The following is a 23,422-nucleotide window of genomic DNA, read 5'->3' as shown; positions in this document are numbered from 1 at the left end:
TGCTGAATGTCGTGCCCGCGTTTTTCGTTATTGTGTCAAATTGGTTAGCGTGGCAACTCGCGCTTTACTTTGTTTTATTAAACGCTGCGTTTTAAATCTAACTTTTAGAAGAAGAACATATGCAAGCGGCACTAAGAACAAACTGGTAAGCGTGGAAAATACCAACCCGCCGATAATGGCAATGGCCATGGGAGAGTATGGAGGCCCGTCGCCACCGATACGTGTGCTGCCTAATGCAAGTGGTATTAAGCCCAGTACTGTCGTTGCTACTGTCATTAAAATAGGCCTTATACGTGTTGAACAACCTTCAACTACTGCATCGTAAAGCGATAAACCTTCATTGATAAGCTGATTAATTCTATCTACCAAAACAATTCCGTTATTTACCACTATCCCCATCAAAATCAACATGCCGATCATTCCCATTACTGACATCGGGGTGCCTGTGATAAAAAATGCCCAGAACACGCCGGTGAAAGAGAACAATAATGAAGTGATGACAGAGGTAGGCAGAATGAGCGATTCAAACAGTGCTGCCATCACAACATAAATCATACACAATGCAAGCAACATGTTCATTTGCATGACCGCATTCGCTTCGTTTTGTCGGGAAAAACTCCCGTCTAACGTCCATGTGTATCCGGTCGGAAGGGAAACATTTGCTAGCGCATTCTCAATTCGCTCACGTGCCTCTTCGGTGGTCGTTTCATCAGCTAAATTAGCGCCAATCGCGAGTGCAGTTTGGCGATAATTACGATTGATCTGGGAAAGTTGCGGCTTTACAGAAAAGTCGGCAATCATATCAAGCGTGATCGACTGACCTTGTGCAAATCCAATATTAATATTTTTCAGTTCTCGAAGGGAAGAATCTACGTTACTTCCAAACTTAACTTGTACTGCAACCTCACCGGCATCACCGTAGCGAAACGTACGTAAGTTATTCCCTCTCAGTGCTGTAGATATTAAGTTAGCGGCACTGTTAACTTGGATCCCAAATCGATTGGCTTTTTCTCTATCTATACGGATCTGTACTTCGTCTCGCGTTGAACCCGTGTCAGCTTTAACGTCTTCTAGTCCTTTTACCGCAGCAAGTATCGGTGCAATTTGTTCTGAAAGTGTAAGTAACGTATCAGAAGATTCTCCTAATAGGGTAATTCTGACACCACCACCGTTGCCGCTGTCCCACTGAAAAGAAGGCCTTGCCCTAACAAATGCAGGCATATCCTTACGGATATTTTCTTTAATTTCTGCCACGCTAACAGGTAAGTTATCGTTAAGCGTTATGCCGCTTACCGCGTGTCCTGCTGTAAAGTACGTGTAGACTTGTTTAATATGAAACCGCTGTTGATTGGAATATAAATACGCTTCCATTTTATCGACGGTTTTTTCTACTTCTTCTAAGGTAAAGTTCTGCGTAACGTGGTAGTTGAGCCATATACGTTCACGGTTGTCGTTGCCTTCGTCATCAGAGGTGACCGCTTGCATAGGAATTGCCGTAGAACAAAGCAATAAAAGAGCAATTACACACGTCGTGCGTTGATGTTTAAGCATCCAATGAAGTGCCTTACTGTAGCCTTGAATGTACCATGGTATTGTCGGCGTTCTCACTATAGGAATTCTAACTTTTGTTGTCAGAAGCGGTATGAGTGTTTTAGCGATAAAAAGCGAAGCGAATAACGAAATACATATTGCTACCGCAACGTGCTCTAGGAAAATGGTTACGTCAATTTTTACGCCAATAATGTTGGGTAAAAAAACGATAGCGGTGGTTGCAGTCCCAGCGATGACCGCCAAACTTACTTTGTTCACGCCAATCTGTGTTGCTTCATTTGTATTCGTGTTTCGCTGCCGCTCTTGAAACACGCTTTCTGTAATCACAACTGCGTTATCAACCAACATACCAACCGCAAGCATTAAGCCCATTAGCGACAGGATGTTAAGCGTATACCCTAAAAGATACATAGCGCCTAGCGTAATACAAATTGAAAATGGAACGGATAAAACAACGATTAATGTTGTCGTCAATTGCCGCAGAAACAAGTACAACACAACGACCGAAAGTAATGCGCCAATCAAACCTGCGTACAGTAAATCGCTCAACGAAGAGGTAACACTTTTTGCTGTATCATCCATGATAAACAAATTAATGCCATTAAATTCGGGGTCTTCCTTTGCATTCTCAATGACGTCTAATACGGCGTTTGATACGTCAACTAAGTTACTACCTGATTCTCTGAAAATATTGAAACCTACTGCAAACGTTCTATCGAGGTGACGGCCTTCGTTGCGCTGAGGAAGTTCGTAGTTAACGCTTGCGACGTCAGATAAGCGTACATTGGAACTGACCCACATTGTTTTAAAGTCGTTTATGTCAGTGAATTCACCTGTTGGGTTGACCAACACTTTTTCACCATTGTTAAACATGTAGCCAGCTGTTGAAGAAAAGTTAGCCTTTTGGAGTTTCTGTTCGAGTTTCCCCGCATCTATTTTGTACATCGCAAGCTTTTTAGGATCAAGCCTAATAGTAATCTGCCGCTTCATCGTGCCGTACAGTTCAACCTTAGATACCCCCGCCACGCGCTCAAGAGGGCGTTTAAGGTTTCGCTCGAGAAGATCATAAGCGCTCGATAGGTCGCGGTCGCTCGACACGCGAAGCTGAAAAATTGGCATATCGTTGGTGTTAAACTTGTATACCATTATGCGTTCAATATCGTCGGGCAACTCGTGTCTTATGGCGTCAATTTTCTCTCGTGCTTCTATGCTTTTTGCTTTTAGATTTTCATCCCAATCAAATTCAACGATAACTTCTGCCATGTTGTCATACGAACGCGCACGTAAACGCTTAATACCTGACATGGTAGCAACGGCTTCCTCAACGGGCCTGGTAATCATCGTTTCTATTTCAACGGGTGTTGCATCGGGGTAGGGTATCTGCACGACCATTTGTGGAATATCTATCCCTGGAAATTTTTCTAGCGGCAATAAACGGCTGGACACTATTCCAAATAGCAACATAGAAAGAAACAGCATACCAACCGTGACCGGCTTTTTAAGTGCAAGACGAGCTAAGCTAGCGCCAAAACCTGCTATTTTTGATTGATGCGGAGTATTCATAGCACACCTCGTGCTTGAACGGTTTCTGCGTTGTGCGTAACGTTCACTGCTCGCTTCTTAGTATCGAACAAGCTATATAAAACCGGCAGTAAGATTAGCGTAAGCATGCTCGCAAAAAGTAGACCATATATCACGGTTATCGCCATGGGCGTGCGTATTTCAGCGCCTTCACCCAAACCAAATGCCATTGGTAATAACCCCAATATTGTCGTTAGCGTGGTCATGACAATTGGACGTAAGCGCGTTTTTGCTGCGTCAATGATAGCGCTGTGCTTATCCATACCGCAGCGGCGTAGCTGATTTATTCTATCTACCAGCACTATTGCGTTGTTTACCACAATACCGCAAAGCATGATAAGGCCGATGAAAACGACGACATTAAGCGGTGTGTTGGTAAGCCATAACCCATAGACTGAACCAGCACCTGCAAGTGGAACCGCAAATAAAATAAGCAGTGGGTGCAAAAGTGATTCAAATTGTGAAGCCATGACGACATAAACCATAAATATGGCTAATGCGAGAGCAAATTGAAGGCTTTGGAAACTGTTTTGCATATCTTCACTTTGTCCTGCAACTGTTGCCGTAAGCGACAAAGGAAGCGCGGTATCTTGCAAAATATCATGTGCTACAGCAACGGCCTCATCTAATTTTCCTTGGCGTACATTGGCCGAGACAAGCGCTACTCGCTGTTGCCCCACTCTTGTTATTTCGCTAGGGCCTACGCTCATGTAAACGTCTGCTATTGCACTTAATGGTATAGGTTGAGAAGAGCCTGGGTTTACAACGATAGCACGCACGCTTGCAATATCATCTCGCTGGCTTTCAATGGTTCTAACTAAAACGTCAACTTTTCGATCGCCGACACTGTATTGCGTCGCCACACGTCCGCCTATCTTGGCACTAATTAATTCAGATACCGTTGCAGCATCCAATCCAAGTCGTGCTAGTTTCGCGTCTTGAAATGTAATTTTAAGTTCTGGATTACCGTCTCGAACCGTCGTTGTTACATCAGCAAAATTTGGATAACTTGCTAACTTCGTAGCTATGGCATCGCCATATTGTTGTAGCTGTTTCAAATCGTAACCTGCCAGTTCAATCTGAATAGGAGAGGCGAAACTAAAAAGCTCGGGCTCGGTAAAAACCGATTGAACCTGTGGTTTTAATGCAAGGTACTTTCGGAGTTCATTTTTCAAGTTTTCCATGTCGCTTTCAGTAGCGCCGGGTACCATAACTATGTTTAATTTACCCCAGTGATCACCGCCTTGGTTGGGTGCAGCACTTATCAGGCTGCCTGTACCCGACATTGCATAAGTACGTGCAACCTTTGTTGAATCTGCGTTTTCCAAGGGAGCCATTGTAAACGCAGCAAGGTCGCTTATTACCTCATCGGTACGCTCAAGAGGAGAGCCTGCTGGTAATGTAACCTCTACCGAAAATTCCCCTTGTGACAACGTCGGAATAAGCTCCATGCCCAACCTAGGAACTAAAGTTACCGCACCTATTGCAAATACCATGGCAATACCTACGACCAGTAAACGCGCATTCAGGCTGAAATAGAGTAATTTTTCGTAACCTCGCGATAGTAGATCAAATGCTTTATTGAAGGTCAGTACGAAAGGTTTAAAAGCAAAACCCAAAATCTTCGCAGCCAAGTGCCACGCGCCAATGACTAGCGTAAACAATGCTGCAGGCAGAAAAACAAAAACAAATTTAAAGACAAAGCGAAGAGGAAGCGTAAGATAAAATACGCATTTGCCGAAAAAGTTTGAAGGGCGCTTAGTTACCGCTGTTGGGGTAAATACATCTTCATGGTCTAAGTTCGGCTTTTTCTTTCTGTGAGCCATCGCCGGAATAATTGTCAGTGCTACGATGAGCGAGGCAGCTAGCGCGAACGAAACGGTTAGAGCCTGATCCTTAAATAGTTGCCCTGCAATTCCATCAACAAAAATAAGCGGTACAAAAACTGCCATCGTAGTAAGGGTAGAGGCAACGATAGCGCCGGATACTTCTTTGGTACCTTTACGTGCAGCAGTGTCCACGGCATCTTCGTCTTGCTTTAACGTTCTTGGTACTTTTTGTTTTTTGTGTCGGTCAATATTTTCAAGCACGACAATACTGTTATCGACTAATAGACCAACTGCCAGCGCAATCCCACCTAAGCTCATCATGTTTAAGCTAATATCGTTGGCGTACATTAAATTGAAAGTTGCGATAACAGAAACGGGGATAGAAACTGATATAATGACTGTTGCCCAAAAATCTTTAAGAAAAAGATAAAGCACAAGCATGGCAAGGATACCGCCAATTACAGCCGCAGATTTAACATTTTCGATGGCTTGTTCAATGAACAAACTTTGGTCGTAAACTTTGGTTAGTGCATAACCTGTTGGCAGATTCTGGTTGACTTCTTGCAACCTAGTTTCGATTTTTGTTGCGACAGTTACAGCATTAGCGTCACCTTCTTTATATATAGCAATTTCAACCCCTTCACTCCCGTTAAAGCGGGTGATTACATCTCTATCTTTATACGCATTTTCTACGGTCGCAATGTCTTTAAGCTGAATGTTTTTACCTTCGAAACGCCCAATATAGAGGTTTTCAATATCGGATAGCGTTTCAAATTGATTCAATGTTCTTACCAGAAAAGCTTGAGCAACGTTGTTTATCCGGCCGCCAGCAGCATTAATGTTTTCAGCGCTGACGCGTTCGATGATACGGGTAATAGGAATTGATAACTGACTTGCTTTTCGTTGGTCTATTAGTATATGAATTTCATTTTCTAAGCCGCCGCCCACGCGCACAGCCGCGACACCTTCCACAGACTCTAGATTCCGTTTTATTTGCTGCTCAGCATATAGACGTAAGCGCTTGATTTCTGGTGTAGTTAACGAGTTTGATTCTGATGTTGCAGTAAGGCCAAGCTTAATCACAGGGTCTAAACTGGGGTTAAAGCGAAGAAGTCTTGGTTTATCTATGTCCAAAGGAAGTTGTAGTACATCCAATTTTTCTCGAACTTCTAAGCTTGCGAAGTCCATATCAGTACCCCATGAAAATGACAGGACAACATCAGATTGCCCAGCACGCGACGTAGACGTAACTTTTCGTACTCCTTTGACTACGCCAATAGTTTCTTCAATAGGTTTTGATACGAGTTGTTCGACTTCTCCTGGCGCTGCACCATCGTAATCTGTTCGTATAGTAAGGGTTGGATAAGATAGGTCGGGTAAAAGGTTAACAGATAGGCGACCTAAAGAGACCATACCGAAAAGTAACACCGCAAACGTAAACATACTCACGGCAACAGGGCGCTTTACAGCAATATCTACAATACGCATTGTTTTATTCCTTGATGATAAAGCGGAGTTAGCTGTTTACAACTTCAACAGGTGCACTGTCTTTTAAATTTTGATGACCTGCCGTGACCACTTCTTCCGTGCCGCTTAACCCTCTAATAACTTCAACAACGTCATTGGTTTCAAACCCTGTGGAAACGTCCACTTTCTTGACTTTTCCGTTATCTACAACAAAGACACTATGATTGTCGTCAATAGTAATAAGGGCGCGTCGTGGCAGCAGTGTGGCGTTTGCATGTGTGGCATACTCAAGCGATACATCGGTGAACATTCCGGCTTTCAAGCGATTATCATTATTAGGCACTTTTAAAGTGACCTTGAAAGTACCTGTGGTAGCATCAATTACCGGACTAATTCTCTCGACTGTTGCAGTAATTGCGCGATCGTTAAGGGCAGCAACAGTCAGCATGGCTGATTGACCCACAGTAACGTTTGATAGCTCGTTCTCTGGTAGGTAAACAATACCTTGAAGATTGCGCTGTTGAACGATGTGGAACATGCGCTCTCGTTGAAATGACTCGGTTAAATTTCCAACTTTTGCATTTCGCTCGGCGACAAAACCGCTAATTGGAGCTGTGATGGTCGCCTCTTTTAGGTCTAGCTCGGCAAGACGCACCGATGCTTTAGCAGATTCAAATTGAGATGTGAGTTTGTCATATGTATCGTCACTGATGAGTTTTTTCGAATACACTTTATTTATTTTTTCTAGCTCGCGCTCTATTCCGGTAAGCTCAGCCTGTGCTTTCGATAAGTTTAGTTCGTAACGGCGTTTATCAAGTTGGGCTAATACTTGACCCTTTTCAACAAAATCACCTTCTTCTACGTATATCTCCTCCACTATTCCTGAAGCTCTTGCGACTACAAATGCTTCTTCACGAGCTTCAAGTATGGCTGTGGTATCGTAAGTTGAGGTGATGTCTCCCGTTGCCACTGTTTCAGTCTCAACGGGAACCGCAAATACGACCTCGTCGATTTCATTGGCTTGGTCGTTAGCGTCGACAGCGTCAGCATCTGAACAGGCTGTCATTGATAAAGATAAGGATATTAGGCCTGCTGTAGCAAGTAGGCGAACGTTGAGTGGTAAAGCGGAAGAGCGGCGAGTTGTAGTTTCCATGGTCAATAACCCTGACATTATAGTCTTTGTACAATATTGACCTCTTACAGCACGGGGTGTGCCAAATTTTTAAATTTTGTTAAATCCTCTATTAATCAATAAGATAGGCGTCATATTGGCGATAAAAAAGAAAAGGCTATCCCTACAGGTTAGCCTTATTCGCGATTGATTAGTCATAATTGCTAACCAGAGGTGTTTTACACTAAAGTTGATTAAACCAAAGTATAGCTTGTAGTGATGTCAACATTACCTGTAAGCATCAGCATAACGGAACAGTATTTTTCTGCAGAAAGCTGAACAGCGCGAGCAAGCGCCTTTTCGCTAATGCCGTCACCTGATACCGTGTAATGTGCATGGATTTTAGTAAATACACGTGGTGGCTCTTCAGCGCGTTCAGCCTCTAGTTCACAGTTGCAGGCTTCAATGTTAAAGCGTCCTTTTTTAAGGATATCTACCACGTCAATACTTGAACACGCACCCACTGCCAACAGTACTGATTCCATTGGTGACACGGCCTTACCGCTGCCGTCCATTACCGTTTTATATCCGCTGTCTGTTGTACCGGTAAACGTTAAATCCTGGTCCCAAGAAACACGTGCTTTCATTGTTTGTCCTAATGTCATAAGAATAAAAAAAGGAAGCTGCAAGGCAGGCTAGTTTAGCGCTTCAATGCAGCTGTAACATGTGCGTTTATTTGTTAAGGCGAACTGCATCTGGGCTAAGCGTGATTTTCTTTTGCTTATATAGCGCCCCTAACGCTTTTTTATACGCCGCCTTACTCACGTTAAAATGAGAGTAAATGGCTTCTGGCGCACTCTTATCTGTTAACGTAGAAATCCCACCGTGGGCGTCTAAGTCATCCAAAATAGCTTGTTGAAGTGCATCACGGCCACCTTTGTCTATGCGCTGAAGGGCTACATCCACTTTGCCGTCGTCACGAATGGTTTTAATTACCCCTTCAGTAGCTTGCCCGACTTTAAGTGGCTTAAAGGCATCGCTATGGAAAATAAGACCTAAGCTTTTCTCATTGATAACTACCTTAAAACCTAAATCAGTTTTGGCGTACACCAAGCATTCTACCGTGTCGCCCTCATTCAGATAGGCACTACTTTCCTTTAGAAAATAGTGAAGTTTGGTTGCCCCTAAAATACGCTGGGTTTTATCATCGAAAAAGGTGTGAACTACGTAGAACATACCTGGGTTAACAGGTTGGGCTTGATAATCGTTAGGCACTAAAAGATCGTTGTCTAAGCCCCAATCGAAAAATGCACCAAAATTAGTGGCAGATACCGCTTTAAGTACTTTGGTTTCACCAACTTGAATCAACGGTTTTTTCAGGGTGGCATAAAGATCGCCGCGCTGATCTGTGGCTACAAATACGTCTACCTGTTGGCCTTCGGTGAGCGAAGTTTCTACTTCGTCAATAGCAAGGGTAACAGTTTGTACCTCTTCAGTATCATCTATTTCTATTACGCTGTCGTTTTCGACAAGTGGCGCTAGAGCGTAGCCAAAAGGGTATTGGGCTACCACGCGTAATGTATTAATTTTTCCAATATGTATCATCAGCACTGACTTTTTAAAAAGAACAGGTAACATGATACTGGAATGAACGTAAGAGCTAAACCATTATGAAGTTAAATTGCGATTTAGGTGAGAGTTTTGGCGCATGGTCTATGCCGGTGGAATCGTCCATTATGGCAGAAATTGATCAGGCTAACATTGCATGTGGTTTTCATGCGGGCGATCCATTAGTCATGAAGCAGGCTATTCTGTCAGCTAAACAACATGACGTGGTCATAGGAGCACATCCAGCCTATCCAGACTTACAGGGCTTTGGCCGCAGAAGTATGGCGATTGCCGCCGATGAACTTAGCGCTATGATCCAATATCAAGTAAGCGCGTTAAGTGGAATGGCAGAAATTTGCGGAGCTAAAGTGAGCTATGTCAAACCTCATGGTGCGCTTTACAACGACATGATGAAAGATACTGCAGTCATGCGCACCGTCATGCAAAGCATCGCTGAAATAAATATGCAGTTTTCAAATTCGCCCCTTGCGTTAATGGTGCAGGCTACGTCGCACAATGCCGCGCTTAAAGACGCTGCGCAAGAGTGGGGACTGCCGTTGTATTTTGAAGCATTTTCAGACAGACGTTATACCGATGAAGGTTTGCTACAATCTCGCTTACTTGAAGGTGCCGTGTTAAGCGAGAGCGACGCACTACTTCAAGCTAAACAACTTATATCGTCGGGTACGGTAACCACAGCTTCGGGAGCAACACTTGCAATAGAAGCGGATTCTCTGTGTGTACATGGTGATACTAAAGGGGCGGTGAGTATTGCAAAAAAAATCAGAACATTTCTATAAATTTGCCTCATTAAAAACACAATTTAAAAGAACAATATAAAAGGCTGTTAACCTTTGTTGTACCAGGTGTTAGATACCTATTATCTAGCGCTCATTAGCAATAGTTATGGCCGTTAAGACAACAAGGACAGCAGATGCAAGCGTTCGGTCGCATTAAGCGAATAGTTACAGCAAGTGCAGACGCCATTATTTTGTATTTTGATGGCGCAAACCTGGATGACGCCAATAACGCTTGTCATCACATGCTGGCAGCGATAGATAGCAAAAAGGGAAGCAATTCGTGGGCTTGGCTGCGTGAATGTGTGCCGTCCTACGACAGTTTATTAATTGTTTTTGACATGACATTAATTGATAGCCACGGTGTGTACCGTGCCCTAAGCAACTTAAGTACTGAAGACATATACCAGCAGTCAGACTCTTCACAAGCAAAAGAAAACGAAAGTAGCGCAGTGATTGATATTCCCGTTTGGTACGGTGCACCTAATGCAAGTGATTTGAGTGTAGTGAGTAAAAAAACGTCACTGTCTATTGAAGAAGTTATCGAATTGCACACAAGCACGACTTATAAAGTATACGCAGTGGGGTTTTCCCCGGGCTTTGCCTATATGGGCGATATTCCAGAAGCGCTCGAATGTGCGCGACTAGGCACACCGCGCAAACGAGTACCCAAAGGTGCGGTCGCAATCGCTGATAGGCAAACTGCCGTTTACCCCAGTGAATCGCCTGGAGGATGGAATCTATTGGGGCTTACGGCATTCGACATGCTCATTCATAAAAAAGAGCAAACTGAAGCCCGTTTAAAAGCAGGTGATGAGGTTAGGTTTGTTTCAGTTACTGAACAGGAATATAGAGCAGGATTGCAGGTTGAACGATGAGAATCGAAGTACTCAGTAAAGGACTGTTTAGCCTTATCATTGATAACGGACGGGTAGGGCGACAACGGGATGGTTTTTGTGAATCTGGTCCTATGGATAGTAACGCCTATGACTGGGCCAATTTTCTTGCCTTCAATTTAGATGGCACGCCATGCATTGAAGCCATTGGTGAAATGCGATTACGGGTTGATGAAGATTGTATAATTGCGGTAACTGGCAGGAACCCCTCGCTTGATATAAATGGACACGCAAAAACAACATACCAAAGTCAAAAAGTACCGGCAGGTGCAACTATTACGTTTGGCAGTACATCACTTGGTTGCAAAGCTTATTTAGCGGTTGGTGGAAACTGGCAGGTTCCGAAAGCGGTGGGCAGTGCTTGTACCGTGGTTCGTGAACAGTTAGGCGGGTTAGATAACAAGGGAAGCGTGTTAAAAGTGGGAGACTGCATAGAGGTTTTAGCTAACACTAGAAACCAAGATAGCGCTAAAATGCGCACGCTTCCTCAGCAACATATCGATGACTATGGATTCTTAGAGTCTATTCGCGTTATTCCAGGGTATCAGTTTTCGAGTTTTAGTACTGTTGCCATGCGTACCTTTGAAACGAGTAGTTATACGGTTTCTTCAGCTATCGATCGTATGGGGTTTAGGCTTACTGGTGAACCGGTCACCGCCGATATAGAAAATATGCGCTCTGAAGCCATTCATTTAGGCGCTATTCAAGTCCCCGGTGATGGGCAGCCTATTGTAATGATGCGCGACAGACAAACACTGGGGGGCTATCCAAAACTTGGCTGCGTAAGCCCCTGCGATATAAGTCGCTTGGCCCAAGCCGTTCCGGGTGAAAAAGTGAATTTTGTTTTTCAACATGAAGAAGAAGCAAGGGCAGACTGGCTACTGATGACAAGCCGGAGGCGCCGCATACAAGGAGAAATATTGTGACAATTGCGTTTTTAAACGGTGAGTATATGCCTCTTTCTGAGGCGAAGATTTCTCCGATGGACAGAGGCTTTCTTTTTGGGGATGGTATTTATGAAGTCATTCCGACCTATGCTGGCAAAGCGGTAGGTTTCAAAGGCCACACTGCCCGTATGTCACAAGGCCTTAAAGCCATTGAAATCGCCAACCCTTACACAGCAGATGAATGGCAAGGCATTTTGTCTAGTTTGGTTGAGAAAAACAGAGCATGTATTGAAAGTGGAAATATAGGCGTTTATTTCCATGTGAGTCGAGGAACCGATACAAAGCGTTTTCATGCATACCCCAAGAATATAGCCCCTACAGTATTTGGCTTCGCCTTTGAAATAGCACCGCCTCAGCCCACTACAAAAGCGGATGCAAAGCCGTTCAAAGTTGCGCTGCAGCAGGATAAAAGGTGGCAACGCTGCCATATTAAATCTACGTCTTTGCTAGGCAATGTCATGCATTATCAAGCGGGGGTGGATGCTGGTGTTAACGAGACTATTTTGTACAACAATGAAGGCATGATAACCGAGGCCAGTTCGTGCAATGTATTTATGGTGAAAGAAGGGTGTATTTATACGCCGCCATTAAATCATGAACTGCTTCCTGGTATTACGCGTGCTATTGCCATTGAAGCATTTAAACAGACAGGCTTGGTTGTTACCGAAACTTGGTTTAGTAAAGATGAGTTGCTAGAAGCCGAAGAAGTATGGTTAACCTCTTCAAGCAAAGAAGTCGCTCCTGTTGTTGAAGTAGACGGTAAACCTATCGGCACAGGAGAAGTCGGTGACGTGTGGGAGAAAGCAATTAACGCTTACCATGCATATAAATTTAAAGCGTAACAAAAAAGGCCCGCTTGATGAAGTGACCCCCAATAGTTGGACAATCCAATTACTGGGGGTCTTTTTATGTCCAAATATCACAAAGCATTTAAGTTAAAACTAGCGCGACTAGCGCAAGAAGAGAGTTCAGGGACCTTAGGCCCAAAGTTTGAAGTACGGCCTAACCTTATTCGTTATTGGTCTCAAGTTTATCGCATCAATGGCGCTGAGAGTTTTACTCACAAGCAACGTCCTTACTCTTTCGAATTTAAAATTCATGTGCTTAAAACTATGTCAGTGCATAATTGGTCTCTTACTTATACCAGTGCCTATTTCGACTTATCATCCCCTGGTATTTTATTTCAATGGCAAAAGCTTTATGCTCACGAAGGTATAACCCGTCTAAAACCACAAAAAATAGGTAGGCCTCGCGTGATTAATCATTCTTCTACTCCTAAACCGTCATCTGAGATGACTGAAAAAGAACTCAGAGAAGAATTGGATTATCTACGTGCAGAGAACGCAGTCTTAAAAAAGTTAGAAGCCTTGGCTCAAGCCAGAAAGAAAAAAACAAAGACAAAACGATAGTTGTCGAAGAGCTCAAGGCAAAATACAGCTTACAACACTTATTAAAGGTCACAGGGCTTCCCAAGAGCGTTTATTACTACCATCGTAATACACTGAATCGGCCTTGTTCCAATGCTGACTTACGCGTAAAAATACGTGATATCTATCACAAGCATAAAGGGCGATACGGCTATCGTAGGATTACTTGTGCGCTAAGAGGTGCGGGCTTAGTGGTTAACCATAAGCGTGTACAGCGCTTGATGGGCGAGCTTGGTTTGAAATCAAAAGTCAGACCTAAACGCTACAAGTCTTACACAGGTGAAGTCGGTAGAATCGCTGAAAATGTTCTTCAACGTGAATTTACGGCAAAGAAGCCTAATCAAAAATGGGTGACCGATGTCACTGAATTTAAGGTCAATGGCCAGAAGGTATATCTGTCGCCGATAATAGACCTGTTTAACCAAGAAGTGGTCAGCTATGAGGTACGGACATCTGTAACGTTACCTTTAGTCACTGATATGCTTAAAGCCGCAACAGCAAAGCTACTGAAGCATGAGAGACCGCTCATACACTCCGACCAAGGTTGGCAATATCAAAACAAACGATACCAACAGCATATTAAAGAACATGGACTGCTTCAGAGTATGTCCAGAAAAGGAAACTGCTTAGACAATGCCGTTGCCGAGAACTTCTTCGGCATATTAAAAACTGAGATGTATCACAATGAGACGTTCAAGGACGCAAATGAACTCATTGAAAACATCAAAGAATACATCGACTATTACAACAATGAACGTATTAAGCTGAAACTAAAAGGCCTGAGTCCGATACAGTATCGAAATCAGGCCTTAGTTGCTGCTTAGAAATGAGTCCAACTTTATGGGGTCACTTCATGATGCGGGCCTTTTGCTGTAATTATATGTTTCTTATTCAGGTAAGTTGTCGCAGTTACCGTCTGTACATTCACCGTATAGGTAAAGACTGTGATGCGTCAATTTCATCTTGTGTTGCTTTGCAATCATCTCTTGGCGTTCTTCGATGATTTCATCTTCAAACTCAATCACTTTGCCACACTTTAAACATACAAGGTGGTCGTGGTGATCTTTATGGCTGATTTCAAAAACAGATTTTCCACCTTCGAAATGATGGCGGTTTAGAATGCCTGCATCATCGAATTGGTTTAGGACGCGGTATACAGTAGCAAGACCGATTTCTTCGCCTTGTTCAATAAGGATCTTGTACACGTCCTCAGCACTAATATGCTGGTTTTCTGGCTCTTGCAAAATTTGTAAAATTTTAAGGCGAGGCAGAGTGACTTTCAGCCCTGCTTTTTTCAATTCTTTATTTTGATCCATTGCGACCTACTGAGAACGATTAAATATTCATTTGCTGGCTATTATAGGTAAGTTGACACAATTTAAAAGTAAAACCGTGGATTCTTGTTCCCCCTCGTCTAAAATTCGCGCACACGTTAAGCGGATGAAATGGACAAGTTGTTTGTTTGTCTTCAAACAATGAATTAATCGGATCCGCGTTTTGAAAAATAGTTAAGAATAAATGGGATAAATAAAACTAATGAAGTATTGTATTAACATTCTGTTAAACTAAACTGGGATTAGGTCGATAAAACTAATTGGTTTTTAGCATGTTTTTGGTGGATGTCTCATGCAGTTGACAATAATAAATAAAATCACGTTAGGCTTCGGGCTATTTGGCTGTTTGCTATTACTTACAAGTGTCCTCTCTTACTTTGGCCTAAGCAGTATCAAAGACTCGGCTCGAGATGTCGTAGAACAAAAAATGCCAGTACAAACTAGTATGGTTAAAGTGAAAACAGAGATCCTGTCTTTATCTGTCATTACCGCCAATGGCTACCACGTTGAAGATGAACAGGCGCTTTCATCGAATAAAGGTAATTTTGATTCATTATCTGCGATTTTTCGCGACGATTTATCCACGCTAAAGTCACACATCCCTAATAATAAAACAGCGCTTAACGCTATCGAGGTAAGCACGTCGTATGTTGATAACAGCAATGCGATGTATAACGCTATCAAAAGCAGAATGTCGGTTGAGACATCCTTACAAGCCAAATTAGAAAGCGTATTGCTTATTGCCGATGAGGCAAGTGCGCTTATGCTTGATTTGTCATACCTAGAAGGTAGTGACCCAAGCATCGAAACACTGATTGGCGCTGGAACCGCTATCGACAATAAACTCCTTACAATGAACGATTCATTTATTGAGTTGGCGGCGTCTAATGACAAGACACAAACAGATAATATTGTCGAAGATCTTTCATACCAAATCAGCAATCTTCAAGTTGATAAAGACTACGTAAATCGACTTGCGGTTGGCGTAGATGACGGCGGTACAGTGAGCGCATTTAACGAGCAATACGATTTGTTGATTGAGGCAATTAATGGAAGCGCTGGGTTAGTCGCACTACAAAATGAAAAGCTCGACTTTATCGCTCAAGCTTCAAATGCAAGAAACGCGGCAAACAGCGCATTGCAAACGGCGTTAGAGGACATTAATTCTTTGTTTGAAACGGTGCAACTACAATCGCTCCAGGGGCAAAACGCCATTTTAGAGTCGGTTCAAGCTAATTTGGTCAGAAATATGATTGTTGCTGTATTAGGACTTGTTGCAGCGATATTTTTGGCGGTCATTGTGACGCGCAGCATTTCAAAACCGCTTGGGCGTATCAATAAAGGGCTAAGTTTGTTGAGTAAAGGCGACTTGAGCACGAAGCTGCCTGAAGAAGGAAATGATGAATTTTCTGCGCTGTCGGGAAAAGTGAATAGCCTTACTGATAGTTTACGTGAATTGGTCGGCAATATTCTTGAACAAGAAAAACGCCTTATAGAAATCACAAAGGAAAGTGTAGAGCTCGGCAATAAAAGCTTGGCAGAGGTTGATAAACAACAAGAACTCGTCACTATCACGTCAAGCAATACCAAAGATGTCCAAGACAAAAGTAGAAGCAACCTTGCGCAGATAAATGATGCGATGGAGTCTCTTAGGGATGTTACTCAGCGAAGTACAGATATAGGGCAACTGGTAGAGCGCAATCGACAACAAGTGAATAGCCAAGCAAAACAGGCTGACACGTCGGCGCAAATCATCGGTAGGCTAGAAGATAACTCCCGTAACATTGGGAGTATTCTAGACGTCATCAAAACGATAGCAGAGCAAACAAATTTATTAGCATTGAATGCGGCAATTGAAGCAGCGCGAGCCGGTGAACAGGGAAGGGGGTTTGCGGTTGTTGCCGACGAAGTGCGCACGTTGGCCAACAGGACACATGACTCAACGGAAGAGATTGAACAAATGATTGGTAATTTACAAAAAGATGCCGCAGAAGCCGTTGGCGCTATAAAGTCTGGTAGAGAACAAGCGCAAGAGGGCGTTGAGATAACGCAACAAGTTGCAAAGCAGGTTGATGATGTTCGCACAATTATTCAGCGGTTAAGCGATATCAATGAACTTATTGTTTCTGATACACAGCAACAAGATATTTTATTAGGCGATGTCGCTGAAAGCCTCAATAAAATAGTTGGGTTGGCAGACGCGAGTGCACAAAGTACTAGGCAGTCTAATGAATCTACAATGATGCTTGATGCGCAAACAGAAAGCCTGAGGAAGGCAGTAGAACGTTTTCAGTTATAGCTAGTAAATTTATGAGAAAAAAAAGCCGCTTACGTCAGCGGCTTTTTTATTTATGCTAATTCAGCTAAGCAAAGTTCATCGTGTATCTGTTTACACCATGCTTTAACGCGCGATTCTGTTAACTCAGGTTGGCGATCTTCATCAATGCCTAGGCCAACGAAATGATTGTCGTCTGCCATACCCTTAGATGCCTCAAAATCGTAACCTTCTGTTGACCACTGGCCCACCAAAATAGCACCTTTTGCTTCAACTATGTCGCGCACCATGCCCATTGCGTCAAGGAAGTACTCAGCATAGTCTTCTTGATCGCCACAGCCGAAAATAGCAACAAGTTTGTCATCAAAATCTATTTGTTCAAGCTCAGGGAAAAAGTCATCCCAATCGCATTGTGCTTCTCCGTAGTACCAGGTAGGTATTCCAAAGATAAGCAAATCAAACTCTGCGATGTCTTCTTTACTGCTCTTGGCAATGTCTTTTACATCAATTAGCTGTTTACCCAATTCCTTTTGGATCATTTTCGCAACATGTTCGGTGTTACCCGTGTCACTTCCGAAAAATAGGCCAACGCTTGCCATATAAAACCTCTATAAATCGTTATGTACTAAACGCCTGTGCTTAACCAGAACCATTCGATAATGCCTTTAGCTAGGAAGCCAAGCGCGCCTAACCCAAGTACACCATACGTCACCACACGCCCAATGAACGGTACGTCATTCTTTTTCAGAACGTCGTGAACCGCAAAACCCATTAGTACAAACAGTATCGACAATCCGCCGTATAGCATAATGGTTTCAAAGAGTTCGTAGTTTTCTGCAAGCATAGTTTTGTTACTTAAATAATTCTGGCGCAACTATAACACAGTATATACGTGTGTCAGAGTCCTAAACGTTCAAAATAATGTAATTGTTAATGTCTTAAAACGAGACAATGTGGGTGTTTCACAAGCTTGTCTCGCCTGCTTTACTTATTCTGTGGTTAACGTACGTTCTACCACCGAATTGAAAGCGCGGGGCTTTTCGGCGTGAAGCCAGTGTCCCGTACCTTCAATAATATGAGCTTTGGCATTGGGAAAGTATTTGGCAATGTCTTGACGGTTGGCCGACGTAATGTAGTCTGATTCAGCGCCTTTAATAAACAACGTAATACCCGTAAAGGTTTGGTCTGTTGTTTCCCAGTCAATAATATGCTCATAACTTTTCATGAGGCCTTTAATATTAAATCGCCATGCCCAATTGCCGTCATCGTTTTTAAATAGACTTTTGAGCAAAAATTGCCGAACACCGGCTTCTCTTATATGTTCCGCCATAATGGCGTCGGCTTCTTTTCTGCTATTTATACTATCGAGTGGTACCGCATTTAGCCCATCGAACACCGTTTGGTGGCTATGGTTGTAAGCGGATGGGGCGATATCTGCCACGATTAAGTGGGTAATAGCTTCGCTGTGAGATAACGCCAGTCTCATGGCCACCTTGCCGCCTAGAGAGTGCCCCAAAATCGCCGTTTTTTTGATGTCTAAAGACTGTAAAATATTAAACACTGAGTTTGCAGCACTGCTAATATCAAACGCTTCCGTCCACGGTGATTCGCCGTGATCAGGTAAATCGACGCTTAGTATGTTGAAGCGAGGTTCAAAATGCCTTTTGACAATTGAAAGGTTGTCTGCACTACCGAACAGACCATGAATAAGTACGAGCCATGGCTTCGATAAGTCGGTTTCTGATAATGTATAATTTAACTGCACATTCGATCCGCTTTATTTGATGGCAAACGAATCGAGCGTTTTGCCGCCGTCAAGCGCATCTTTGTAAACTCGAGGCATGCGACCGATGCCAGTCCATAGATGCTCTTCACCATTTTCATCTACGAGCTTGTATTTTACAGGGCGCTTTTTTCCCGTTTTCTTTGTAGCTTCTGTATTTAATGCCTTAAAATCTTCTATTTCTAGACCGGCATCTTCCATTTGTTTTTTAATTGCTGCTAATTTTTCTAACTTTTCTTTTTTAGCTTTCTCTTCTTCAAGCATTTTTTCTTTTCGTTTTTCGACAATGTTAGTTAGTTTTTCTACCACTGTTTCGAGTTCTTCAATGCTTAATTCCTTTACAGCACCTTGCAAACGTCTTCCATGAGTTAAAATATCTGTAAATTCGCTCATAATATAACCTTAAATACGTGTACTGAATTTTGATGGCATAATAATTAAACTTAGCATAAAAAAAAAGCGGGCAACGCCCGCTTTTGAAATTTATACGTTTAATAACGTTTTCTGTAATTTACATATTTGGATAATTCGGACCACCAGCCCCTTCGGGTACAACCCAGCGAATGTTTTGGCTAGGGTCTTTAATATCGCACGTTTTACAATGAACACAGTTTTGCGCATTAATTTGGAAGCGCTTCTCACCTTCCTCTTCAATTACCTCGTAAACGCCAGCTGGGCAATAACGCTGCGCTGGCTCGGCATACTTGGGTAGATTCACTTGTAGCGGTATTGACGGGTCCTTTAACTGCAGATGACAAGGCTGATCTTCTTCATGATTCGTATTTGATAAGAATACAGAAGATAATTTGTCGAAGCTTAAAACGCCGTCTGGCTTTGCATAGTTAATTTCTTTGGCATTTTTCGCTTCTTTTAACTGTGCGTAGTCTTTGTGTTCATCTTTCAAAGTAAAAAACAAATTACCATTAAAGAAGTTTTGTTCTAGCGTATTAAACGCTCCGCCCCAGAAATTACCTAGTTTGTGAATAGCAGGGCCAAAATTGCGAGAGCGGAATAACTCATCAAATAACCAAGACGATTTAAATTTCTCAGTAAAGCTCGTTAATTCTTTCGTTGGTGCTTCTGCATTTTCCGATAAGGCCTCAAAAATGCTTTCTGCAGCAAGCATTCCAGATTTCATTGCAGTGTGATTGCCTTTGATTTTAGCAAAGTTAAGCGTGCCCGCGTCGCATCCAACTAATAACCCACCTGGAAACGTCATTTTAGGGAGGGAGTTGAAACCACCTTTGGCAATAGCTCGGGCTCCGTAAGAGACGCGCTTTCCACCTTCAAGGTATTGTTTAAATACAGGGTGATGCTTAAGACGTTGGAACTCATCAAATGGGCTCAAATAAGGGTTGTCATAATTTAAGTCAACAATGAGCCCGACGAAAACTTGATTGTCCTCGGCGTGGTAAAGATAGCTTCCTCCGGTGGCGTCATCTAACGGCCAGCCTGCGCTATGTACTACAAGACCCGGCTGATGTTTCGCAGGGTCGATATCCCAGATTTCTTTAAAGCCAATAGCATAGTGTTGCGGCGAGCTGTCTGCATCAAGTTTGAAATGAGAGATCAATTCTTTGCCTAAGTGGCCACGGCACCCTTCCGCAAAAACGGTGTATTTTGCACGAAGCTCCATCCCCGGCATGTAACCATCTTTTGGCTCGCCATTTTCGCCCACACCCATGTCGCCGGTAAGCACGCCGCCAACGCTACCATCCTCATTGTAAATAACATCAGACGCTGCAAAGCCAGGAAATACTTCTACACCTAGCTGCTCTGCTTGTTCGGCTAACCATCGACACACGTTGCCCATCGACACAATATAATTACCGTCGTTATGCATGGTTTTTGGCGTAATACCATTAGGTAATTTCTTCGATGAAGCCTCGTCTTTTAGCAGATAAATATGGTCTTCGGTAACGGGTGTGTTAAGTGGTGCGCCTTTCTCCTTCCAATCGGGAAACAGTTCATTCATAGCGCGAGGTTCGAATACGGCACCTGATAAGATATGCGCACCTACTTCGGAGCCTTTTTCGACCACACAAACCATTAGTTCTTGGTCTTTTTCATTCGCAAGCTGCATCAGCTTGCACGCGGTTGATAATCCAGCTGGGCCGGCACCGACGATGACTACGTCAAACTCCATCGATTCTCGTTCCACGGGAGGCTCCTTTTGTTGATATTTTTATAATGCACTATAGATGAAACAAATAATGCTTTGTGTCAAAAACATGTAAATTAATTGTCGACCTGCAAGGTAATGCAGGTTGACGTTTACGTCAACAGTAAGTACATTGCAGGGCAATTTACGTTAACGTTAACTGACGATGCATTATATACGCTCGTAAACGTGGTGTTAACGTCGTTTTGAGGCTAGCCTATAGAAAACGTACGTTCCACGGCATATTTTTAACGTAGAGTACATTGTTAAAGTTTCTAAAAGCGTGGTGAAGTAATACGTTTTTAATTTTTAATAGTTAATTATTAATGAAACGTAATAGTCACCGACGAACTCAACAATTGAGGTAAATATGAAGATACTTGTACCGGTCAAACGCGCGATCGATTACAACGTTAAGGTAAGAGTAAAGGCCGATGAGACAGGCGTAGACCTTACTAACGCGAAAATGGCGATTAACCCTTTTTGTGAAATTGCGGTTGAAGAAGCCGTGCGTCTTAAAGAAAAAGGCGTAGCCACAGAAATCGTTGTTGTTTCAATTGGTGATAAAAGCTGCCAAGAACAAATACGAACTGCACTTGCCTTGGGGGCCGACCGCGGTATTCAAATTGATACCGACCAAAATCTTGATTCGCTTCAAGTGGCGAAGCTTCTATCTAAAGTTGTCGAAGAAGAGCAACCTCAGCTAGTTATCCTTGGTAAGCAAAGCATTGACTCTGACAATAACCAAACGGGTCAGATGCTTGCTGCGTTAACCGGCATGCCGCAAGGAACATTTGCATCAGAAGTAGTCGTAGACGGCGAAAAAGTAAATGTAACTCGTGAAATCGATGGTGGTCTTCAAACCGTTGCTCTGACGCTTCCGGCAGTAGTGACCACAGACCTTCGCCTAAACGAGCCGCGCTATGCATCATTACCAAATATCATGAAAGCCAAACGCAAGCCGCTCGATGTAAAAGCAGCGGCAGATTTTGGTGTTTCATTAGAATCGAACGTAAAAGTGCTAAAAGTCACCCCACCACCTCAGCGCGAGGGTGGCATCAAAGTGGCAGACGTTGCTGAACTGGTAGACAAGTTAAAAAATGAAGCAAAGGTGATCTCATGAGCGTACTTGTATATGCAGAACACGATAATACAAGCTTAAAGACAGAAACGCACAAGCTTGTAAATGCCGCACAGAAAATGGGCGGTGATATCCACGTACTTGTAGCCGGTGAAGGTTGCCAAGCGGTAGTTGAAGCAGCATCTCAAATTGACGGTGTTTCAAAAGTATTGGTTGCCGATAACGCTGCGTACAAGCACCAGCTTGCTGAGAATACGGCTGACCTAGTGGTAGAACTTGCTGGCGATTACAGCCATGTTGTTGCTGCAGCAACCACTACCGGCAAAAACTTCATGCCTCGCGTAGCTGCGCTTTTAGACGTTGCTCAAATCTCTGATATCATTGGCGTTGAGAGTGAAGATACTTTTGTTCGCCCAATTTACGCGGGTAACGCTATCGCTACTGTACAATCATCTGATGCGAAAAAAGTGATAACAGTTCGTGCCGCATCATTTGACGCTGCATCAACGGGCGGCAGTGCAGAGGTTGCTTCTGTAGATGTTGTGAAAGGTAGTGATAAGTCTGACTTCGTATCGGCTGAACTTACCGAGTCAGAACGTCCTGAACTAACGGCGGCGGAAGTGGTTATTTCGGGTGGCCGCGGTATGCAAAATGGCGACAACTTCAAGCTTCTTGAAGGTATTGCAGATAAGTTAGGTGCTGCAATTGGTGCGTCTCGCGCTGCTGTAGACGCAGGCTTCGTTCCGAATGACATGCAAGTCGGTCAAACCGGTAAAATTGTTGCGCCTCAACTCTACATTGCTGTAGGTATTTCGGGCGCTATTCAACACCTTGCAGGTATGAAAGATTCTAAAGTTATTGTTGCTATCAACAAAGATGAAGAAGCACCAATCTTCCAGGTAGCAGACTACGGGCTAGTAGGCGACTTGTTCGATGTACTTCCAGAACTGGAAGGCTCGCTTTAATTGCGTCGCTAATCGTATCGAAATTAAAAGGCTGCTGTTTAAAGCAGCCTTTTTTCGTTTAGCAGGATGAATGCATTCTTAAGCGAAATTGTGGTAGCGTTATATTCTATACGCGAACGACAGAGTTCTCCTCTACGCTTACAAAAGATGGCATGTACGCATCAGCCTCCCAATCGTTTTCCCAATTCTCTCCATCTAAAAGATAACGAAACTGATAGTCGCGATCTTTTTCGAGGTTTACGGTGAGTGTGAAATCACCGTTTTTCAATTTTTTCATATCGAGGGACTGTGATTTCCAGTCAGTAAAATCGCCACATAATTCTGCTTTTTGCGCATCTTTCGCTGCTTCTGCATTAAGGCGAAATGTGACTTTACACAAAGGTTTAGACTTTAAATATTGCTTCTTGAGGCTCATGAGTATTCCCATTCATCAATGTGACTTGAAAACAGAACGAACAAAATCAACTAAACCGCTTGCGGCTACTGCGAATTGATTACCTTTTTTATTAAAGGTGTTTAAATAATCATCGAAAAGCAATCATTTGGCAAACTTAAGTTGGTAATTTCTTGGTATTTTTTTATATTAGGTTAACCGAACGTTAAGTCGCG

21 protein-coding genes are annotated in these 23,422 nt (G+C 43.1%); 9 read left to right on the top strand and 12 right to left on the bottom strand.

The genetic code is table 11. The annotated features are described in order from the left end of the window. Nucleotides 1–27: 27 nt before the first annotated feature. The 5 genes from BK026_RS05860 to BK026_RS05840 form a co-directional block, all read right to left on the bottom strand. Nucleotides 28–3,114, bottom strand: a complete 3,087-nt coding sequence (locus tag BK026_RS05860; protein ID WP_071814993.1) for an efflux RND transporter permease subunit — start codon at nucleotides 3,112–3,114, stop codon at nucleotides 28–30. Then, nucleotides 3,111–6,449: an efflux RND transporter permease subunit gene (locus tag BK026_RS05855; RefSeq protein WP_071814992.1), complete on the bottom strand. Its 3,339-nt coding sequence runs from the start codon at nucleotides 6,447–6,449 to the stop codon at nucleotides 3,111–3,113. The genes BK026_RS05860 and BK026_RS05855 overlap by 4 nt, the downstream gene beginning before the upstream one ends. 28 nt (nucleotides 6,450–6,477) lie before the next feature. Beyond that, nucleotides 6,478–7,581, bottom strand: coding sequence for an efflux RND transporter periplasmic adaptor subunit (locus BK026_RS05850; RefSeq protein WP_071814991.1), 1,104 nt, complete (start codon nucleotides 7,579–7,581; stop codon nucleotides 6,478–6,480). 212 nt (nucleotides 7,582–7,793) lie between these two features. Continuing rightward, the gene (locus tag BK026_RS05845; RefSeq protein ID WP_071814990.1) at nucleotides 7,794–8,186 is read right to left on the bottom strand and encodes an OsmC family protein; all 393 of its coding nucleotides are present in this window, start codon (nucleotides 8,184–8,186) and stop codon (nucleotides 7,794–7,796) included. Between the two features lie 85 nt (nucleotides 8,187–8,271). After that, nucleotides 8,272–9,144, bottom strand: a complete 873-nt coding sequence (locus BK026_RS05840) for a S1 RNA-binding domain-containing protein (protein WP_071814989.1) — start codon at nucleotides 9,142–9,144, stop codon at nucleotides 8,272–8,274. 65 nt (nucleotides 9,145–9,209) lie between these two features. Here BK026_RS05840 and BK026_RS05835 point away from each other — a divergent pair, with 65 nt between their 5' ends. The 6 genes from BK026_RS05835 (at nucleotide 9,210) to BK026_RS05810 (ending at nucleotide 14,038) form a co-directional block, all read left to right on the top strand. Continuing rightward, nucleotides 9,210–9,947 carry a 5-oxoprolinase subunit PxpA gene (locus tag BK026_RS05835; protein WP_071814988.1) on the top strand — a complete coding sequence of 246 codons (738 nt, stop codon included), beginning with the start codon at nucleotides 9,210–9,212 and terminating at the stop codon, nucleotides 9,945–9,947. Between the two features lie 134 nt (nucleotides 9,948–10,081). After that, the gene (locus BK026_RS05830; protein WP_071814987.1) at nucleotides 10,082–10,822 is read left to right on the top strand and encodes an allophanate hydrolase subunit 1; all 741 of its coding nucleotides are present in this window, start codon (nucleotides 10,082–10,084) and stop codon (nucleotides 10,820–10,822) included. Then, complete coding sequence (locus tag BK026_RS05825; protein ID WP_071814986.1) at nucleotides 10,819–11,766, top strand: biotin-dependent carboxyltransferase family protein; 948 nt, start codon at nucleotides 10,819–10,821, stop codon at nucleotides 11,764–11,766. The genes BK026_RS05830 and BK026_RS05825 overlap by 4 nt, the downstream gene beginning before the upstream one ends. Next, a complete protein-coding gene (locus BK026_RS05820; RefSeq protein ID WP_071814985.1) occupies nucleotides 11,763–12,629 on the top strand; it encodes a D-amino acid aminotransferase in 867 nt (288 codons plus the stop codon). The genes BK026_RS05825 and BK026_RS05820 overlap by 4 nt, the downstream gene beginning before the upstream one ends. Nucleotides 12,630–12,695: 66 nt before the next feature. After that, a complete protein-coding gene (locus tag BK026_RS05815; protein WP_071817512.1) occupies nucleotides 12,696–13,196 on the top strand; it encodes a transposase in 501 nt (166 codons plus the stop codon). Beyond that, nucleotides 13,106–14,038, top strand: coding sequence for an IS3 family transposase (locus BK026_RS05810; protein ID WP_143142090.1), 933 nt, complete (start codon nucleotides 13,106–13,108; stop codon nucleotides 14,036–14,038). The genes BK026_RS05815 and BK026_RS05810 overlap by 91 nt, the downstream gene beginning before the upstream one ends. A gap of 63 nt (nucleotides 14,039–14,101) precedes the next feature. Here the strand turns inward: BK026_RS05810 and fur are convergent, their stop codons facing one another. Beyond that, nucleotides 14,102–14,530, bottom strand: coding sequence for a ferric iron uptake transcriptional regulator (fur, locus tag BK026_RS05805; RefSeq protein WP_071814983.1), 429 nt, complete (start codon nucleotides 14,528–14,530; stop codon nucleotides 14,102–14,104). A 310-nt stretch (nucleotides 14,531–14,840) separates the two neighbouring features. Between fur and BK026_RS05800 the strand changes: the two genes are divergently transcribed. Beyond that, the gene (locus BK026_RS05800; protein ID WP_071814982.1) at nucleotides 14,841–16,847 is read left to right on the top strand and encodes a methyl-accepting chemotaxis protein; all 2,007 of its coding nucleotides are present in this window, start codon (nucleotides 14,841–14,843) and stop codon (nucleotides 16,845–16,847) included. A gap of 50 nt (nucleotides 16,848–16,897) precedes the next feature. Here BK026_RS05800 and fldA read toward each other — a convergent pair whose 3' ends face one another. The 5 genes from fldA to BK026_RS05775 form a co-directional block, all read right to left on the bottom strand. Beyond that, nucleotides 16,898–17,422, bottom strand: a complete 525-nt coding sequence (gene fldA / locus BK026_RS05795; protein WP_071814981.1) for a flavodoxin FldA — start codon at nucleotides 17,420–17,422, stop codon at nucleotides 16,898–16,900. Between the two features lie 26 nt (nucleotides 17,423–17,448). Further along, nucleotides 17,449–17,667, bottom strand: coding sequence for a DUF2788 domain-containing protein (locus BK026_RS05790; protein WP_071814980.1), 219 nt, complete (start codon nucleotides 17,665–17,667; stop codon nucleotides 17,449–17,451). 144 nt (nucleotides 17,668–17,811) lie between these two features. Further along, a complete protein-coding gene (locus BK026_RS05785) occupies nucleotides 17,812–18,588 on the bottom strand; it encodes an alpha/beta fold hydrolase (RefSeq protein WP_071814979.1) in 777 nt (258 codons plus the stop codon). 12 nt (nucleotides 18,589–18,600) lie between these two features. Further along, entirely contained in the window at nucleotides 18,601–18,999 is a 399-nt protein-coding gene (locus tag BK026_RS05780; RefSeq protein WP_071814978.1) for an H-NS family nucleoid-associated regulatory protein, read from the bottom strand. A 118-nt stretch (nucleotides 19,000–19,117) separates the two neighbouring features. Further along, nucleotides 19,118–20,767 (bottom strand): electron transfer flavoprotein-ubiquinone oxidoreductase, encoded by a 1,650-nt coding sequence (locus BK026_RS05775; RefSeq protein WP_071814977.1) that lies wholly within the window; start codon nucleotides 20,765–20,767, stop codon nucleotides 19,118–19,120. Nucleotides 20,768–21,137: 370 nt separating this feature from the next. Between BK026_RS05775 and BK026_RS05770 the strand changes: the two genes are divergently transcribed. Both BK026_RS05770 and BK026_RS05765 read left to right on the top strand, forming a co-directional pair. Beyond that, the gene (locus tag BK026_RS05770) at nucleotides 21,138–21,890 is read left to right on the top strand and encodes an electron transfer flavoprotein subunit beta/FixA family protein (protein WP_071814976.1); all 753 of its coding nucleotides are present in this window, start codon (nucleotides 21,138–21,140) and stop codon (nucleotides 21,888–21,890) included. Further along, nucleotides 21,887–22,813, top strand: a complete 927-nt coding sequence (locus BK026_RS05765) for an electron transfer flavoprotein subunit alpha/FixB family protein (RefSeq protein WP_071814975.1) — start codon at nucleotides 21,887–21,889, stop codon at nucleotides 22,811–22,813. Before BK026_RS05770 ends, BK026_RS05765 begins: the two co-directional genes overlap by 4 nt. 106 nt (nucleotides 22,814–22,919) lie before the next feature. Here the strand turns inward: BK026_RS05765 and BK026_RS05760 are convergent, their stop codons facing one another. Then, the gene (locus tag BK026_RS05760; RefSeq protein WP_071814974.1) at nucleotides 22,920–23,228 is read right to left on the bottom strand and encodes an isoamylase early set domain-containing protein; all 309 of its coding nucleotides are present in this window, start codon (nucleotides 23,226–23,228) and stop codon (nucleotides 22,920–22,922) included. Between the last annotated feature and the right edge of the window lie 194 nt (nucleotides 23,229–23,422).

The organism is Alteromonas sp. V450 (assembly GCF_001885075.1).
GTDB lineage: Bacteria > Pseudomonadota > Gammaproteobacteria > Enterobacterales > Alteromonadaceae > Alteromonas.
This window is presented reverse-complemented; position numbering and strand designations above follow the sequence as displayed.

What these genes read in the sequence shown, in the direction of transcription:
- fldA (WP_071814981.1), bottom strand. Translation starts at nt 17,422, where the DNA reads ATGGCAAGCGTTGGCCTATTTTTCGGAAGTGACACGGGTAACACCGAA.
- BK026_RS05825 (WP_071814986.1), top strand. Translation starts at nt 10,819, where the DNA reads ATGAGAATCGAAGTACTCAGTAAAGGACTGTTTAGCCTTATCATTGAT.
- BK026_RS05840 (WP_071814989.1), bottom strand. Translation starts at nt 9,144, where the DNA reads ATGATACATATTGGAAAAATTAATACATTACGCGTGGTAGCCCAATAC.
- BK026_RS05765 (WP_071814975.1), top strand. Translation starts at nt 21,887, where the DNA reads ATGAGCGTACTTGTATATGCAGAACACGATAATACAAGCTTAAAGACA.
- BK026_RS05790 (WP_071814980.1), bottom strand. Translation starts at nt 17,667, where the DNA reads ATGCTTGCAGAAAACTACGAACTCTTTGAAACCATTATGCTATACGGC.
- BK026_RS05830 (WP_071814987.1), top strand. Translation starts at nt 10,082, where the DNA reads ATGCAAGCGTTCGGTCGCATTAAGCGAATAGTTACAGCAAGTGCAGAC.
- fur (WP_071814983.1), bottom strand. Translation starts at nt 14,530, where the DNA reads ATGGATCAAAATAAAGAATTGAAAAAAGCAGGGCTGAAAGTCACTCTG.
- BK026_RS05860 (WP_071814993.1), bottom strand. Translation starts at nt 3,114, where the DNA reads ATGAATACTCCGCATCAATCAAAAATAGCAGGTTTTGGCGCTAGCTTA.
- BK026_RS05815 (WP_071817512.1), top strand. Translation starts at nt 12,696, where the DNA reads ATGTCCAAATATCACAAAGCATTTAAGTTAAAACTAGCGCGACTAGCG.
- BK026_RS05800 (WP_071814982.1), top strand. Translation starts at nt 14,841, where the DNA reads ATGCAGTTGACAATAATAAATAAAATCACGTTAGGCTTCGGGCTATTT.
- BK026_RS05835 (WP_071814988.1), top strand. Translation starts at nt 9,210, where the DNA reads ATGAAGTTAAATTGCGATTTAGGTGAGAGTTTTGGCGCATGGTCTATG.
- BK026_RS05770 (WP_071814976.1), top strand. Translation starts at nt 21,138, where the DNA reads ATGAAGATACTTGTACCGGTCAAACGCGCGATCGATTACAACGTTAAG.
- BK026_RS05845 (WP_071814990.1), bottom strand. Translation starts at nt 8,186, where the DNA reads ATGAAAGCACGTGTTTCTTGGGACCAGGATTTAACGTTTACCGGTACA.
- BK026_RS05850 (WP_071814991.1), bottom strand. Translation starts at nt 7,581, where the DNA reads ATGGAAACTACAACTCGCCGCTCTTCCGCTTTACCACTCAACGTTCGC.
- BK026_RS05760 (WP_071814974.1), bottom strand. Translation starts at nt 23,228, where the DNA reads ATGAGCCTCAAGAAGCAATATTTAAAGTCTAAACCTTTGTGTAAAGTC.
- BK026_RS05855 (WP_071814992.1), bottom strand. Translation starts at nt 6,449, where the DNA reads ATGCGTATTGTAGATATTGCTGTAAAGCGCCCTGTTGCCGTGAGTATG.
- BK026_RS05780 (WP_071814978.1), bottom strand. Translation starts at nt 18,999, where the DNA reads ATGAGCGAATTTACAGATATTTTAACTCATGGAAGACGTTTGCAAGGT.